This is a genomic window from Microbacterium sp. NPDC055988, from assembly GCF_042269505.1.
Taxonomy (GTDB): domain Bacteria; phylum Actinomycetota; class Actinomycetes; order Actinomycetales; family Microbacteriaceae; genus Microbacterium.
Genome location: NZ_JBHJXY010000001.1, coordinates 389484 through 404786 on the forward strand (window position 1 = coordinate 389484; position 15303 = coordinate 404786).

General features: G+C 69.2%; 16 protein-coding genes. 7 read left to right on the plus strand and 9 right to left on the minus strand.

Going from position 1 to position 15303, the window contains the following annotated elements; genetic code table 11:
- Positions 1–74: 74 nt before the first annotated feature.
- Together ACFC14_RS02060 and ACFC14_RS02065 are read right to left on the minus strand one after the other, a co-directional pair.
- Positions 75–1262, minus strand: coding sequence for an extracellular solute-binding protein (locus tag ACFC14_RS02060; protein WP_376100960.1), 1188 nt, complete (start codon positions 1260–1262; stop codon positions 75–77).
- A 76-nt stretch (positions 1263–1338) separates the two neighbouring features.
- Positions 1339–2406, minus strand: coding sequence for an ABC transporter ATP-binding protein (locus ACFC14_RS02065; RefSeq protein WP_376107062.1), 1068 nt, complete (start codon positions 2404–2406; stop codon positions 1339–1341).
- Positions 2407–2522: 116 nt separating this feature from the next.
- Here ACFC14_RS02065 and ACFC14_RS02070 point away from each other — a divergent pair, with 116 nt between their 5' ends.
- Genes ACFC14_RS02070 through ACFC14_RS02085 form a run of 4 tightly spaced genes read left to right on the plus strand, consistent with a single transcriptional unit; the run spans position 2523 to position 5650 of the window.
- Positions 2523–3314 (plus strand): FadR/GntR family transcriptional regulator, encoded by a 792-nt coding sequence (locus tag ACFC14_RS02070; protein ID WP_376100962.1) that lies wholly within the window; start codon positions 2523–2525, stop codon positions 3312–3314.
- 37 nt (positions 3315–3351) lie between these two features.
- Positions 3352–4053 carry a cache domain-containing protein gene (locus tag ACFC14_RS02075; RefSeq protein ID WP_376100964.1) on the plus strand — a complete coding sequence of 234 codons (702 nt, stop codon included), beginning with the start codon at positions 3352–3354 and terminating at the stop codon, positions 4051–4053.
- Positions 4054–4105: 52 nt separating this feature from the next.
- Positions 4106–4891: a DNA/RNA non-specific endonuclease gene (locus tag ACFC14_RS02080; RefSeq protein ID WP_376100966.1), complete on the plus strand. Its 786-nt coding sequence runs from the start codon at positions 4106–4108 to the stop codon at positions 4889–4891.
- A gap of 27 nt (positions 4892–4918) precedes the next feature.
- Complete coding sequence (locus ACFC14_RS02085) at positions 4919–5650, plus strand: hypothetical protein (RefSeq protein ID WP_376100968.1); 732 nt, start codon at positions 4919–4921, stop codon at positions 5648–5650.
- Here the strand turns inward: ACFC14_RS02085 and ACFC14_RS02090 are convergent.
- The 5 genes from ACFC14_RS02090 to aspS form a co-directional block, all read right to left on the minus strand.
- Positions 5614–6702 carry an alkene reductase gene (locus ACFC14_RS02090; RefSeq protein WP_376100970.1) on the minus strand — a complete coding sequence of 363 codons (1089 nt, stop codon included), beginning with the start codon at positions 6700–6702 and terminating at the stop codon, positions 5614–5616. The genes ACFC14_RS02085 and ACFC14_RS02090 overlap by 37 nt on opposite strands.
- 205 nt (positions 6703–6907) lie before the next feature.
- On the minus strand, positions 6908–7405 hold the full coding sequence (locus ACFC14_RS02095; RefSeq protein ID WP_376100972.1) for a MarR family winged helix-turn-helix transcriptional regulator: 498 nt from the start codon (positions 7403–7405) through the stop codon (positions 6908–6910).
- Positions 7406–7458: 53 nt separating this feature from the next.
- On the minus strand, positions 7459–7914 hold the full coding sequence (locus ACFC14_RS02100) for a MarR family winged helix-turn-helix transcriptional regulator (protein ID WP_376100974.1): 456 nt from the start codon (positions 7912–7914) through the stop codon (positions 7459–7461).
- A gap of 1 nt (position 7915) precedes the next feature.
- Positions 7916–9631, minus strand: coding sequence for an MDR family MFS transporter (locus ACFC14_RS02105; protein WP_376100976.1), 1716 nt, complete (start codon positions 9629–9631; stop codon positions 7916–7918).
- Between the two features lie 197 nt (positions 9632–9828).
- Positions 9829–11130: an aspartate--tRNA(Asn) ligase gene (aspS, locus tag ACFC14_RS02110; RefSeq protein ID WP_376100978.1), complete on the minus strand. Its 1302-nt coding sequence runs from the start codon at positions 11128–11130 to the stop codon at positions 9829–9831.
- Between the two features lie 421 nt (positions 11131–11551).
- Here aspS and ACFC14_RS02115 point away from each other — a divergent pair, with 421 nt between their 5' ends.
- On the plus strand, positions 11552–11860 hold the full coding sequence (locus ACFC14_RS02115; protein ID WP_376100980.1) for a hypothetical protein: 309 nt from the start codon (positions 11552–11554) through the stop codon (positions 11858–11860).
- Here ACFC14_RS02115 and ACFC14_RS02120 read toward each other — a convergent pair.
- Positions 11815–12861: a DMT family transporter gene (locus ACFC14_RS02120; RefSeq protein WP_376100982.1), complete on the minus strand. Its 1047-nt coding sequence runs from the start codon at positions 12859–12861 to the stop codon at positions 11815–11817. The genes ACFC14_RS02115 and ACFC14_RS02120 overlap by 46 nt on opposite strands.
- 34 nt (positions 12862–12895) lie before the next feature.
- Here ACFC14_RS02120 and ACFC14_RS02125 point away from each other — a divergent pair, with 34 nt between their 5' ends.
- Together ACFC14_RS02125 and ACFC14_RS02130 are read left to right on the plus strand one after the other, a co-directional pair.
- Positions 12896–13510, plus strand: coding sequence for a TetR/AcrR family transcriptional regulator (locus ACFC14_RS02125; protein WP_376100984.1), 615 nt, complete (start codon positions 12896–12898; stop codon positions 13508–13510).
- 68 nt (positions 13511–13578) lie between these two features.
- On the plus strand, positions 13579–14469 hold the full coding sequence (locus ACFC14_RS02130; protein WP_376100986.1) for an alpha/beta fold hydrolase: 891 nt from the start codon (positions 13579–13581) through the stop codon (positions 14467–14469).
- A gap of 1 nt (position 14470) precedes the next feature.
- Here ACFC14_RS02130 and ACFC14_RS02135 read toward each other — a convergent pair whose 3' ends face one another.
- A complete protein-coding gene (locus ACFC14_RS02135; protein WP_376100988.1) occupies positions 14471–15232 on the minus strand; it encodes a glycosyltransferase family 2 protein in 762 nt (253 codons plus the stop codon).
- Positions 15233–15303: the final 71 nt, after the last annotated feature.

The window sequence follows — 15303 nt, forward strand, 5'->3', positions numbered from 1 at the left end:
GTCGATCCCGTTCGTGGTGGCGGAAGATCTGCGGAGGCGAGGGGCGGGCCGCAAGACCCGCCCCTCGATGGGGGTCAGCCCTTGACCGAGAGCCAGGCGTCCGTCCACTGCTGGAAGTTGGTGCAGGTGACGTCGGTGCGGCCGTCGATGCACTGCTCGATCGGAGTCGTCCAGAACCACACGTCCTTGAAGTACTCCTCATCCGTGGCGTTGAAGTAGTCGCAGTGCGCCTTCGCCTCGTCGCTGGTGTCGCAGAAGGCGGCGTTCGCGGGCGCCATGCCGAAGTTCATCGCGATCGCGCCGTTCACCTCCGGCGAGGACGAGTAGTCCATCCACGCGTAGGCGCAGTTCGGGTTCTTCGACTCGGTCGCCATCATCCAGGCGTCCGACCACCCGGTCGAGCCCTCTTCCGGGAGCACGCTCTTGAATTTGTCATCCTCGGTCAGCTTGCGCAGCACCTCCCACGACGTGCCGAGCACCGTGGTGCCGCCCGCGAACGAGGTGATCTGCGCGGCCGGGTCGGACCAGTACTCGGAGACGATGTCGTTCTGCTGCTTGAGCAGCTCGATCGCCGCATCCAGCTGCTCCTGGTCGAGCGCGTAGGGGTTCGTGATGCCGAGGTCGGGCTCGTGCGCCATCAGGTACACCGCGGCGTCGGCGATGTAGATCGGCGCGTCGTAGGCGATGACCTTGCCCGCGTAGGGGCTGTCTTCCTCCCACGCGATGTCCCAGCTGGTGGGCTCCTCGGTCACGACCTCGCTGTTGTACTGGAGGATGTTCGCGCCGCGGCCGATCGGGATGCCGTAGGACTTGCCGTTGATGGTGTCGTAGATCTGGCCCTTCATGCCCTCGACGATGTCGTCACCGAAGTTCGGGATGAGCTCGAGGTTGAGCGGCTGCACGTCGCCACCCGCGATCAGACGCAGGCTCGCGTCGCCCGAGGCGGAGACCAGGTCGTAGTCGCCGGTGCGCATGAGCTGGACCATCTCGTCGCTGGTGCCGGCGACGCGGCGGTTGACGACGCAGCCGGTCTCGGTGGTGAAGGCGTCGCTCCAGGCGGGCTCGACGAAGCCGCTCCAGGCGACGATGTTGACCTCGCCCTCGTAGTCGCCGAGCTCCTCCTGCATGGCGATGTCGGGAACGTCGATCTGGAGCCCGCCGCCCCCTTCGGCCGTCGTCTCCTCTCCGCCCGTGGAACAGCCGGACAGGGCCAGGGCGGCGACCGCGGTCATCGCCGCGGTGGCCAGGATCTTCTTACGCATGGATCGCTCCTTCGTGATCGGTGCTGCAGGTGTGTGCATGGGTGTTCGGGTGTTGCGGTGTTTCGGGTTCGGTGTTTCAGGGAAGCCGCGCCGCGTGGTCGGGAGACCAGACGGCACGGACGTGGTGCCCTCGGCCGAGATCGTCGTCGGCGGAGTGGCGCGCGTTCGGGCGCTCGGCGATGAGGTCGAGCCCCGCGTCGGTCGCGACGAGGAAGCGGGTGGCCGGGCCGGTGTAGACGACCTCGCTGATCGTGCCCGTGAGAGACACCTCGCCCGCGGCGAGCGCGGCATCCGGTCCCGTCAGCCGCATGCGCTCGGGCCGCACGCTCATGGTGCGCCGGTCGCCGGTCAAGCTCTCGGCCAGCTCTCCGCCGATGAGGTTCGAGAGCCCGAGGAAGCGTGCGACGAACTCGGTCTGCGGGCGCTCGTACACATCGCGGGCGGTGCCGACCTGCTCGATCCGGCCGCCGTTGAAAACGGCGACGCGGTCACTGAGCGTGAGGGCCTCCTCCTGGTCGTGGGTGACGAAGATGAAGGTGATGCCGACCTCGCGCTGGATCTGCTTGAGCTCGATCTGCATCTGCTCACGGAGTTGCTTGTCGAGCGCGCCGAGCGGCTCGTCGAGCAGCAGCACCTGGGGGCGCAGGATGAGGGCACGGGCCAGGGCGATCCGCTGCCGCTGCCCGCCGGAGAGCTGATGCGGCAGGCGGTCGGCGACGTGGTCGAGCCGCACCTGCTCCAGCGAGGTTTGCACCCGGGCGGCCCTGGCGCTCTTGCCCTCGCCGCGGACGCGCAGTCCGTAGCCGACGTTGTCGGCGATGGTCAGGTGCGGGAACAGCGCGTAGTCCTGGAAGACGGTGTTGACCGGACGGGCGTGCGGAGGGGTCTTGGTCACGTCGACACCGGCGAGACGGATGCTGCCGGACGTGGTGTCTTCGAAGCCGGCGATCATGCGCAGCACCGTCGTCTTGCCCGAGCCGGACGGGCCGAGCATCGACAGGAACTCCCCCGAGGCGACCTCGAGGTCGAGATCGCGGACGGCGGTGAACTCGCCGAACGACTTCGTGACGCCGCTCAGGGTCACCGTCCCGTCGGGGCGGGCGGCCTCTGAGGCTGCGGGTGCTGCGGGTGCCGTGGCGATCATCTCGCGCTCCTCGGTCATCGTCGAACTCGGAAGATTCCCAAAACATATAAACCCAGAGGTAATATGTCAACAGCCAGTTTCTTGGGTATGGTGAGCGCGGAAGGGAGAATCGCAGAATGGCATCGAGCACGACGACGCATCCGACGCACGCCCCTGCCGCGCCCTCTCCCGACGCGGAGCACGAACAACCGCACCGACTGCAGGGGGCTCTGTTCCAGCCCATCGGTGACGAGGGCAGGGCCGAGCTCGTCGAGCGCCGACTGGTCGACGCGATCACCCGGGGCCACCTCCGTGCCGGCGAGCGCCTCCCCTCCGAGGCCGACCTCAGCAAGAGCCTCGGGGTCGCTCCGGTGACCGTGCGCGAGGCGCTGCTCGCGCTGCGTGGCCGCGGCCTCGTCGTGACGCGACGGGGGCGCAACGGCGGCAGCTTCGTCGCCGCGCACGCCGATCCCCTGACCTTCGCGCGGGAGGCGGTGCGGCGCACCTCGCGCCTCGCCCTGCGCGACCTCGGCGCGCACTACGCCGCCATCACCGGTGCGTGCGTCCGCCTGGCCGCGAGGCGCGCCGACCCCAGCGAGACGCAGCGGGTGCGCCGCCGGATGGACCGGATCGACGAGCTCGACACCGAGGCGCAGCGCCGGCTGCTCGACGACGTGCAGATCGAGATCGTCGCCCTCAGCCAGTCCGCGCGACTGACCCGCGAGCAGATGAAGCTGCAGGCCGAGCTCTCGCCCTACCTGCGTCTCGTCGCGCACGAGACCGAGAACCTTCGGCGGCAGGGCGCGCACCTCGCCGCCGTCATCGACGCCGTGGAGGCCGGAGACCCCGACGCCGCCGGGGCGAGGACCGAGCTCATGGCCGCCGAGACCATCGACGCGCTCATCCGGCTCCAGGCTGCGAACGGCTAGTTCCGAAAACCCGCATCGACGTGCACAGGAGGACGCGATGAACACAGCAACCGACACCGCCACCCAGGCCGCGGCCGCGATCGTGGAGGACTACTTCTCCGCGCCCGTGCGCGCCCTCGTCGACTGGGTGGGGCCGTTCGCCACCCAGGTCGCCGAGGCCAGGGCCTCCGGACCGCTCACCCGCTCGAAGATCGATGCCCTGGTGCGCCCGCATGCCCTGAAGACACTCGACCTGCGCGGCGTGCCCGTGTACGGCGCCGGGTTCATCGCCGCGATCGACCTGCTCGCCGACGCCCACAGCCACCTGGCGTGGTGGCAGGGCGACGATCGACGGCAGCTCGTGCTCGCCTCGCAGTCGCTCAACAAGGAGAACATCGACTACAGCGCGCTCGAGTGGTACCGCGTGCCGATGACCACCGGGGAGCCGCATGTGGCCGGCCCGTACGTCGACTACCTCTGCAGCGACGAGTACACGATCACGATCGCCGTGCCCGCCGATGTGGACGGACAGCGGATCGGCGTCGCCGGACTCGATCTGCTCGTCTCGGCGGTCGAGCGGGACCTGACCCACCGGTTCGCCGCGCTGGGCAGCGAGGTCACGCTGACGAACGGTGTCGGTCGCGTGGTGGTGTCGACCGACCCGCGATGGGCGACGGGCGACTCCGTTCGGGGCAGCGGTCTCGCCGATCTGCCGCGGGTCGCGTGCCCCACCGTCGCGCTCGACGTGATCGTCGGCTGAACTGACTGACCTGAGCTGTGCGCGCGTCGGTGGCACCGGGCACGATGGAGACATGACCGACGGCTACGATCCGGACTTCCTCGCAGCGCCCGTCCCCCTCCCGCGCCCGGCACAGGCGGTGCGCCCGCTCCCCTATCCGCGTTTCACGGTGCTCCTCGATCCCGCGCGGCAGCTCGCCGCCGTGACCGCGGTCAACCTCGACGGCGCCTCTCTGCAGGACCTCCCGCGCACCGGCGACTGGCGTCTCGACGAACGCGTGCCGGCCGCCGAGCAGACCGGACCCGAGGTGTACGCCCGAAACGATCTCGACCGCGGGCACCTCGTGCGCCGCCGCGATCCCGGATGGGGGTCGGCCGACGCGGCCCGAACCGCCACCGAGGCGACGTTCTTCTACCCGAACGCCGCACCGCAGGCTGCGGGTTTCAACCAGTCGAAGGAGCTCTGGCTCGGCCTCGAAGACCATGTGCTCGCCTACGCCGAAGCCACCGATCAGCGGGTGTCGGTGTTCACCGCGCCGATCCTCGCCGACGCCGATCCGCCCTATCGGGGCATCCGGATCCCGCTGCGGTTCTGGAAGATCGCCGCCTGGCAGGGTTCCGAGGGGCTCGCCGCCACCGGCTTCGTGCTCGATCAGTCAGAGCTCGTGGACACGCGGGCGGGGGTGCTCGCCGTGCCGCCTCTCGGGGCTTTCCGCACCTTCCAGGTGCCGATCGCCGACATCGCGGCCCTGACCGGCATCGACTTGGGACCGCTGCCGGAAGCGGATGTGCGAGAGCGACGAGGAGCCCGCGAGATGAGATGGCGGAGTCTGGACTCTGCAGACGACATCCTGTTGTGAGGCGGCCCGACGGGGCACACTGGACCGATGGAGTTCAGCGGAGTGGTCCCGATGGATGCGCCGGACCCGAGCATCGAGTCGGAGGCCCGGGTACGCGGCCTTCCCTTCCCCGTCTTCGAGCTCAGGCCGCAACCGGCGCTCACGCGCATACCGATCGCCGGCTTCACGGAGATCGGCGGCGCGACCGGGCGCGAAGAGATCTCCGCGGCGTTCAGCTACACGCTGTGGCGGTATCCCGACGACCACGCCGACCCGCGCAATGAAGTCGAGCTGGACGAGGCGACGAGGCGTTCCCTCGAAGACGAACCTCCGTGGGGACGACCCACCTGGCTGATCGAGCAGGTGAAGGTGTTCCGCTACCCGATGCTGTGGGAGGCGGTGCGCACCACCTGGAATGCCTCGCCTGCCCGCGAGGGGACCAGCCTCGCCGAGCAGCTCGCCGCCCACACCAACCACATCCTGCGCAACCAGTTCCGCGAAGAGCTCGGGCTCTCCTGGGATCCGCGCGCCGACGACGACGCGTGGGCTGCCACGACCACCGCGGCATCCGAGACTTCGGTCGAGGTCGACGGACGTGATCACCCCGCGTTTGAGATCGACACCGACCCGTTCGTCTACAGCGTCGGATTCCGGGTCGACGAGCATGTGGTGTGCACGGCCGTGGTTCCGCGCGACGCTCTGCCCCTCGTCGACCTCTCCGTCACGCGCCTCTCGACGGCCCCTCAGACCCCGGCGCGCACGCCCTCCAGCGACGGGTAGTCGGTGTACCCCTCGGCAGTGCGCCCGTAGAACAGCTGCGGGCGCGGGTCGTTGAGCTCTGCGCCCTCACGCCAGCGCTCGACCAGGTCGGGGTTGGCGATCACGGGGCGACCGGCGGCGACGGCATCCGCCCACCCGTCGGCGACCAGCGCTTCGGCATCCTCCCGCGTCGTGACCACTCCGAAGCCCGTGTTGATGATCAGGGGTGAGCCCGCCGTGCGCCGGATGTGCTGCACGAGCTCGCTCGTCGGCGCGGCGCTGAGCACGTCGATGAACGCGAGGTCGAGCGGCGCGAGCCCCGCGGCGACGGCGGCGTAGGTCACGCGGACATCCGCGTCGTCCTCTTCGAGCACACCCTGGATGTTGTGCTGGGGCGACAGCCGGATACCGGTGCGGTCGGCTCCCACCGCGGCGGCGACGGCGGCCGTGACCTCGATCGCGAAGCGGGCGCGGTTCTCGGGCGACCCGCCGTACCGGTCGTCGCGGATGTTCGACACCGGCGAGAGGAACTCGTGCACCAGGTAGCCGTTGGCGCCGTGCACTTCGACACCGTCGAAGCCGGCGGCGATCGCGTTGCGTGCGGCCTGCGCGAACTGCTCGACGACCTCGGGGATCTCGTCGAGGGTGAGCGCGTGAGCGACCGGGAGGTCGGCCTTGCCCACGGGCGTGTGCGTCTGACCGGGTGCAGCGAGCGCGCTCGGGGCGACCACACGAGGTTGCCCCGAGATCTCCGGGTGCCCCACTCCCCCACCGTGCATCAGCTGCATGACGATCGTGCCGCCCGCTTCGTGGACGGCCGCGGTGACGGGCCGCCACCCCTCGATCTGCGCCGACGTCACGATGCCCGGCTGGCCCGCATAGGACTTGCCTTCGGCAGCCGGCCACGTGCCCTCGGAGATGATGAGACCTTGACCCGCGCGCTGCCGGTAGTACTCCGCCATCGCATCGGTGGGCACCCCGTCGTCATCCGCACGCGTGCGGGTGAGCGGCGCCATGACGACGCGATTGGACAGCTGCAGGGCGCCGAAGACGGCCGGTTCGAAAAGAGTCACAGTGGGAGGTAAGGCTCGGGGCGAGCCTCGTATTCCCCTCAGTCGCCGCCCGAGCGCGATGCTCGGCCGCGCCCTTGCTGAGCACAACTTCGGATTCCGCGGCCGCCGCGCCGCTCAATCCGCCGGGCCGACGGCGTGTCCACCCCGATCTCCGAAGTTGTGCTCAGGGAAGGTGTGCGGCGGGAGGCTTGAGACTCCCCTGACCTCAGTTGCCGCCGAGCGCGGCCAGAAGTTCGGCGAAGTGGTCGAGGTCGGCGGCCGTCCACTTGCGCAACCGCTCGCCGATGCGCCCCTCGTAGCGGGAACGGGCGATGGCGATCCGCTCCTGCGCCAGGTCGGTCGCGACGAGGACACGCGCGCGGCGGTCCTCCGGATCGTGCACACTCTCGACGAGTCCGAGCTGCTCGAGCTGGCGCACCTGACGACTCACCGCCGACTTGTCGGTCTGCAGGTGCTCGATGATCGCGCCGGCCGATGTCGCCTTGCCAGTCGCGATGGACGTGAGCACCTGGTAGCCGAGCGGCTGGAGATCGGGATGCACGGTCGCCGCGGCCTCACGCCAGCTGATGCGGATGCGGGCGAAGAGTCGACCGAGCTCCTGCTCGACCCGGGTGACGGCCTGGTCGAGGTCCGCTCCGCCCAGAAGATCCTCCTCAGAGCGGGATGCGGGGGTGTCGGACGGGGCGTCGGGCGAGGCGCTCATGCTCGCCAGTGTACGGCGAAGCCCCGCAGTCGTACGCGACAGCGGGGCTCCACTCAGACCTCTGCGAGAAGACGGAAGACCTTGGATGCGGCCTGGATCTCGTCGGGGGTCAGCTCGTCGACCACGGCCTGCAGGCGGGTGCCGTACTCGCGGCGGACCTCGGCGAGCGCGGCACAGGCCGACGGCGTCGCGCTCAGCACCCGCAGCCGCCCGTCCCGCTCGTCCGGCCGGGACTCGAGAAGCTCCGCCTCTTCCAGCATCCGCACCTGGCGACTGATGACGGACTTGTCCATCTCGAAACGCTCAGCCAGCTCATGCGCGTTCGCGGTGCCCGCCCGGGCGATGAACGTCAGCAGCTTGTACCCGGCCACCTGCAGCTCGGGGTGCACCCGAGCCGCAGACTCCTTCCAGAGCGACCTGGTCCTCGCGAAGATGAGGTTCAGGTGCGCCTGGAGGTCGCCGAGCGCACTGTCGACATCCGTCGACGCGACCGCTTCGGGGGCGAGCATCTCAGCGCTCCTGGTCCCGATCTTCGCGTTCGAGAACGCGCACCGAACCGGTCGCGGGAGAGGCGGACTCCGCGCCCCCGAGCCGGATGGCACCGGTGGAGAGCGACGCGCCGACCTCGGCCTCGGAGACCTCGATCATCGACTCCTCCGCCTGCTCGAGCATCTGCTCGGCGGCATTCTTCGTCGACAGCGGCTTGTTCTTGATGAACGCGATCGCGATGATGGCGATCACCGCGAGCGGGATGGCGATGATGAACGAATCGGCGATGCCGTGCCCGTACGCGCCCTCGACGATCGTGCGGATCGTGTCGGGCAGCTGACCGACCTTCGGCACATCACCCGAGGCGAGGTGCTTGAGCGCCTCGACCTCGGCGGGCGTCGTCGGCGTGAAGCCGTCGAGCGAGTCGGTGATGTACGACGCGACGCTGGTCGACAGCATCGCACCCATGACCGTGACACCGATGGTGCCGGCGATCGTGCGGAAGAAGTTCACGTTCGACGACGCGGCGCCCAGCTGCTGCGGAGCGGTGTCGTTCTGCACGATGAGCGTGAGGTTCTGCATGACCATGCCGAGACCCGCACCGAGGATGAACATGTAGACGGCGACCAGCGGGAACGGGGTGTCGTAGCGCAGGGTGGCCATCAGGCTGACGCCGATGGTGGCGAGGATCGAGCCCGTCAGCATCCAGCCCTTCCACTTGCCGAAGCGGCTCACGAGCTGGCCGATGATGATCGACGCGCCCATCTGTCCGATGATCATCGGGATGGTCATGAGGCCGGACTCGGTGGGCGTGGCGCCACGAGCCAGCTGGAAGTACTGCGCGAGGAACACCGAGGTGGCGAACATCGAGACGCCGATGGCGATCGAGGCGATGACCGACAGGGTGAAGGTGCGGTTGCGGAACAGCGACATCGGGACGATCGGTTCCTTGACGAAGAACTCGACCGTGATGAACGCGGCGATCGCGACTGCGGCGATCACGGCGAGCATGATGCTCGTCGAGGAGTCCCACTCGAACTGGCTGCCGCCCATCGAGACCCAGATGAGAAGGGTCGAGACGCCGACGGCGAGGAGCACGATGCCGAAGTAGTCGATCGAGACCTTGGTGTCGCGCTGGGGCTTGGGCAGGTGCAGGGTGAACTGCAGCAGCACGAGGGCGAGGATCGCGAACGGCACGCCGACGAAGAAGTTGGAGCGCCAGCCCCACACATCGGTGAGGAGGCCACCGAGCAGCGGGCCGCCGATGGTGCCGAGGGCCATGATGCCGCCGACGACCCCCATGTACTTGCCGCGCTCACGCGGGGAGATGATGAGGGCCACGGCGATCATGACGAGCGACATCAGGCCGCCGACGCCGATGCCCTGGATGACGCGGACCGCGATGAGCATGTTCGTGTCGGTCGAGAAGCCGGCGATCACGGTGCCGACCGTGAAGAGGATGAGGGAGATCTGGACGAGCACCTTGCGGTCGACCAGGTCGGCGAGCTTGCCCCAGATCGGGGTCGAGACGGCGGTGGCCAGAAGGCTCGCGGTGATGACCCAGGTGTACTGGGACTGGGTGCCGCCGAGGTCGGCGATGATGACCGGCATCGAGGTCGACACGACGGTGCCCGAGAGCACGGCGACGAACATGCCGACGACGAGTCCGGAGATCGCGGTGAAGACCTCGCGAGCCGAGCGGGTGGCTTCGGGTGCTGAGGATGGGGTGTTTGTCACTTGGTTTGACGCTCCTGCGTAGAAAGTTGATCGAGGTCAACCATACTCCGATAGTTGCGAAAGCGCAACTATCGGGCGAGGAGGTGCCCGGCACCCCGTGCACAACTCCTCAAGAAAGTGCGCGATTTCGCGTCGCAGGCGACAGAGCACCGGTCGACAGGTCGATTCTGAGGAGTTGTGCACAGCGCCTCCCCGACTCAGGGCGTGAGTCGGTGCAGGTCGCGCGGGAAGAGCGTCACCTCCCGGATGTTCGACGCCTCGATGAGCCTCGACAGCCAGCGCTCTAGTCCGATCGCGAAGCCTCCGTGCGGCGGCATCCCGTGCTCGAAGGCCGACAGATACGCGGCGTAGGCATCCGGGGACTCCCCGCGCCCCTCGATGGCGGCGATGTAGTCGGAATACCGATGCAGACGCTGCCCGCCGGTCACGAGTTCGAGCCCTCGGAAGATCAGGTCGAAGCTGTTGCTCCACCGCGAGTCGTCGGGTTGAGGGTGCGTGTAGAAGGGCCGCTTGCGCATTGGGTAGCCCTCCACTGCGAGCACGTCGCTGCCGTGCTTCTCCCTGGCCCACTCCCCGAGCGCACGCTCGTGAGCCGGCGCCAGGTCGGGCTCGTCTTCGGGGGCGCCGACCAGCTTCAGCGCATCCAGGAAGTGGATCACCGGGATCTCATCGGGGATCGCCGGGAGCGCCACGTCGAGGCGGTCCAGCGCCTCTCCACTCTCGGCGCGGATGCCCTCGAGCATCCCGACGAGCACCTGGTGCAGCAGGGTCAGCACATCGCGATGGTCCCGGATGAAACCGAGCTCCGCGTCGAGGGAGACGTACTCGGCGAGGTGCCGAACGGTGTCGTGCGGTTCTGCGCGGAAGACGGGACCGACCTCGTACACGCGCTCGAAGACGCCGACGAGCTGCTGCTTGAAGAACTGCGGACTCTGCGCGAGATAGGCGGTCCGGCCGAAGTAGTCCACCGGGAACACGTTCGCGCCCGACTCGGTCACCGCGTCGACGAGCTTCGGGGTGTGGACCTCGGTGAAGCCTGCAGCGTCGAGGGTGCGGCGGAATCCGCGCAGGCTCGCGGCAGCCAGTTCCCACTTCGCGCGCTGCGCCGGGTGGCGCCAGGTCACGGCGGCGTTGTCGAGCACGGTGGGCAGGGACGCATCCAGCACGGGGCGCCAGAGCTCGACCACGGGAGTGCGGGCGGGCTCGGACAGCGGCTCGATCTCGGGCGAGGTCAACTCGACGCCGCCGGGCGCGTGCGCGTTGGCCGTGGCGGTTCCGGTGACGCGGATCACCGTCTCCTCCCCCGGGAGCCCCTCGGCCGACAGGTCTTCGGGACGCAGCACGATCTGCGCGAGCCCGGATCTGTCGCGAAGGATCAGGAACGACACCTTCGCCAGCTCTCGGCGGCGATGGACGTGCCCCATGAGCGTGACCCGGGAGCCAGGGGGCGTCTCGGAGAGCTGGGTGGCGAGCGTGCGGGCGGGGTCGGTTATCGACATGATTCCTCCAGGTGGCGAAAGCCCTGGAGGTGCGGGCGGGGGCTAGATCGCGGTGCCACCACACCTTCGCCGATCGCTCATCGGCCTCTCGTCGATACGCCGGACGCGCGGGCTCTGCGTGCCCGAAGGCCGAGGGGCGTCACTCCCTCACAGATTCCGTGACCATAGTAGCAACGCTGCCAGCCCAGCAGACAAGGGTCGGAGTTCGTGTTCACAACTCAGGAAGAATCCGAGCCGCCGCCCGTTTCGCCGCGGTTTCGGACCCATGCGGAGACCTTTTCCTGAATGGCGAGCGGCTCGCGTCCACAACTCCTCAAGAAAGTGCGCGAAACCGCACGTCAGGCTCCCCGATCGCGAACACCCCGACGATTCTGAGGAGTTGCGCACGCGGGCTCCGCGGCAGGCATGGCAGGTTGGAGGCATGATGGCCTTCGGAATCCCCGTCACGCTCGCCGCGCTCATCCTCTTCCACACCGCGCTGTGGATGACCCTGCGCGCCAACGCCGAGGTGCCGATCCCGTTCTGGCGGAACGCCCAGACCGTGCCGCCCCGGTCGAACGCGCTGAGAGCGGTGGGCGCGGGCCTGCTGGTCCCCGGCGCCGTGACGCTCGCGCCGAGCGGATGGTGGTGGCCACTCCTGGTGGTGCTGGCGGGTCCGGGTGTCGCCCTCGGCGCGATCACCGTTCACAATCGCGGCGCCGAGCACACGACCGGGACCTCCGAAGCCTGACCTGTCGGGCGGGGTGCGCCTCCGGCCCCGACGTCGGGCCCCACTCCAGCCTCGCCTTCAGCCCCGCTTTCGACTTCGACTCCGGCACGGCTCGCCGTCGAGCGCGAGGCGCGCGCCTCGCTCACGAGCACCGCAGCCACTCCGCCCGCGCACAACGCGAAGCCGAGCAGGGTCACGACCGTGAGCGGCTCCCCCAGCAGGAGCGCGCCGGCCAGCGCGGTCGTCGGGGCGATCAGGAAGAGCAGCGCATTCAGGGCAGTGATGCCCACCCGGCGCAGCAGCCACCAGTACAGCCCGTAGGCCGCGAGCGTCGGAAACACCGCCGCGAACCCGACAGCCACCCAGAACGACGCGGATGCCGGCGGCACGAGCGCCCCGAAGACCGCTGCCACCGGCACGAGCGCCAGGGCCGTCACGGTCACGTGGATGGTGAGCGTCACGAGCGTGCCGGTCCGCGGTTCCGAACGGCGCTGGAGGAACGTGCCGACGATCAGGCTGGCCATCGCCAGGGCGGGCCAGACGTAGGCGACGGGGTGCGCGGTCGAGTCGTCGAGCTGCGAGCGCACCACCAGGAGCACCCCCGCCGCGCCGATCAGGAGCCCGGCCCACTGCGCCCCGCGCACGCGCAGTCCGAGCAGCGGACCGACGAGGACGGCGATGACGAGCGGCTGCACGGCGTCGATCAGCGCGGTGGTGCCGGTGGCGACGCCCGAGGCGATGGCCGCGTACACCGCCGTGCAGTATCCGAACTGGGCGAAGAGACCGATGACCGCCTGATGCCCCACGTCGCCGCGCGTGACGCCACGCCCGGCCCCGGTGAATCCGACCACTGCGAGCAGGATCACGGCCAGCGGGACGAACCGCCACACCAGCAGAGCGAGGGGCGAGACATCGATCGGCACCATCGCCGGGACGAGGAAGCCGGAGCTCCAGGTGACGACGAAGGCCACGGATGCCGCGACCGTCACCCCGACACGAACTATACCGACCTGTATACCCATTCCTGAGACTATACAGGTTGGTATACTTGTTGTCATGGCCACCTCCGTTCCCGAGCTCGCTCCCCTCACGCCCGGCGCGTCCCGGGTGCTCGACGCCGCGTCACTGCTCTTCTACGAGCGCGGCATCCACGCGGTGGGGGTCGACACGATCGCCGAGGCGGCAGGCGTCACCAAGAAGACGCTGTATGACCGGTTCGGGTCGAAGGAGGCGCTGGTCGTCTCCTACCTGCAGCACCGCGACGCACGGTGGCGGGAACACGTAGCCGGACACCTCTCCCGCGTGCCGGAGCCCGGCATCGCGCGCGTGCTCGCCGTGTTCGACGCGGCCATCGCCTGGTCGGACGAGAACAGCCCCAAGGGCTGCAGCGCGATCAACGCGCGTGCCGAGATCGGTGACGGCCACGACGGCCATCCGGTCTTCCCCGAGGTGGCACGACAGAAGTCCTGGCTGCTCGACCTCTTCGCCGAGCTGTGCCGGGAGGCCGGCGCTTCGGACGCCGATCTGATGTCGAAAGCCCTGATGCTGCTCTACGAGGGTGCCATCGTCACGGTCGGCATGGAGACGTTCGCCGCGCCGTTCGGGGTTGCACGCCAGCTGGCCCGCACGACGCTGGAGCAGGATCCGGGGCTGAACGCACCGTCCCGCTGACCCCCTAAGCCGGACGGTGCCCGCGCGTGATGCTCCCGCGGATGCGGCTCGGGGAGTAGCTTTTCAGCGTGTCGACGGATTCGCGGAGTGAGCGGGCGCACATCGCCCCGGCCGAGCTCGACGCGGCGATCGGCGACGTCGACTGGACGGTGCCGCCGCCCGGGTCGAGGGCTTCGCGATTCTCCGCGCCGAGCGGCGAGCTGGCCGTGGTGTCGCTGGGCGATCCCACTCATCCGCGTGTGGTCCTGGCCCCCGGCGCGACGGGTTCGAAAGAGGACTTCGCGCTGATGCTGCCGCTCCTGGCGGATGCCGGGTTCTTCGTGCAGTCGTTCGACCTCGCCGGGCAGTATGAATCACACGCCGCCGGGGCGCACACGACGTACACGTACGAGCTGTTCATTGGCGATCTGATCGCCTTCCTCGAAGCCGGGGCCCCCGCGCATCTACTGGGCTACTCATTCGCCGGCACGATCGCGCAGCTGGTCGCCGTCCGACGCCCCGAGCTCGTGCTCTCCCTGACACTCCTGACCACTCCGCCCGGCGTCGGCAACGTCTTCGCGACCATGAAGTGGCTGGGCCCGATCGCCCCGATAGCAAGCCCTCGTCGCGGTGCCGGACTCATGATCTGGGGGATCGTGACGAACAAGAACCGGGTTCCGCCCCGGAGGCTCGAGTTCGTCCGTTCCCGGTTCGCGCTCACGAGCAGACGCAGCGTCGACGAGATCGTCGGGCTCATGATGACCGCCCCGGACGTGCGGGGCCGCGTGCGGGCGCTGCCGATCCCCAAGCTGGTCGTCGCCGGCTCGCACGACCTGTGGCCGCTGGCCGCCCACGAACGGTACGCCCACGACATCGATGCCGACTTCCGCGCCTACCCCACTGGCCACAGCCCCAGCGAGACCACTCCGCATCAGCTCACCGCGGACCTGCTCGAGCTCTACGCGCGCGCCGTCGGGTGACTCAGCCGCGGAGGGCTCCGGTCTCGGCCTCACGCCGCGCCCGTCGCCGCACGTGCAGCGGCTCGTGCGGCAGGTGCAGCCGGACCGTGGGGAGCACGTAGCTCAGCCGACGCCGGAGGGATGCCCAGTCCCGGAACGGGCGCGCCGACACCTCGACGACCAGACTCCGGTCCCGCAGCACGGTCATCTCGGGGCGCACATGGAACGACAGGTCGAAGTCGTCGTGGATGTTCTGCTCCTCGCGGTGCACCTCGCCGCTCAGCATCCGCCAGGTCTCGGCACGCATCGCCATGTTCGAGCCGAAGAGCGGCGCATGCCCGAGCAGAGGAGTGAGCACGGTGTACATGCCTCCGATGTAGAGGTGCTCCCCCATCCAGTGCACGAGCGGCGTCGAGCCGTAGAAGCTCGGGTCGCCCGTGAGGAAGTCGAGGCCGTCGTGGCTGCGGAACGTCCGCTCGATCCGCTCGATCCAGTCGGGCCTCGGTCGCGAGTCGGCGTCCAACCGCGCGACGATGTCGCCGGTCGCCGCGTCATAGCCGGCCGCCGAGGCGCGAGGGATGCCCTGGACCGACTCGGTCACCACTCGTGCGCCGTACCGCTCGGCGACGTCAACGGTGTCATCGGTGCTGCCGTTGTCGACGACGACGACCTCGTCGGCTCTGCGTGTCTGCCGATCGAGGGCGCGAAGGCACTGTTCGAGAAGGACGGCGTCGTTCCGCACCGGGATCACCACCGAGACGGAACGGGGGAAGACGGTCGTCATCGTTCTCCTGTCCTGTCCTGTCCTGTGCGAGGGCGTCGGTGACAGTCTCCACCCGGCGGTCGATTCAGGCG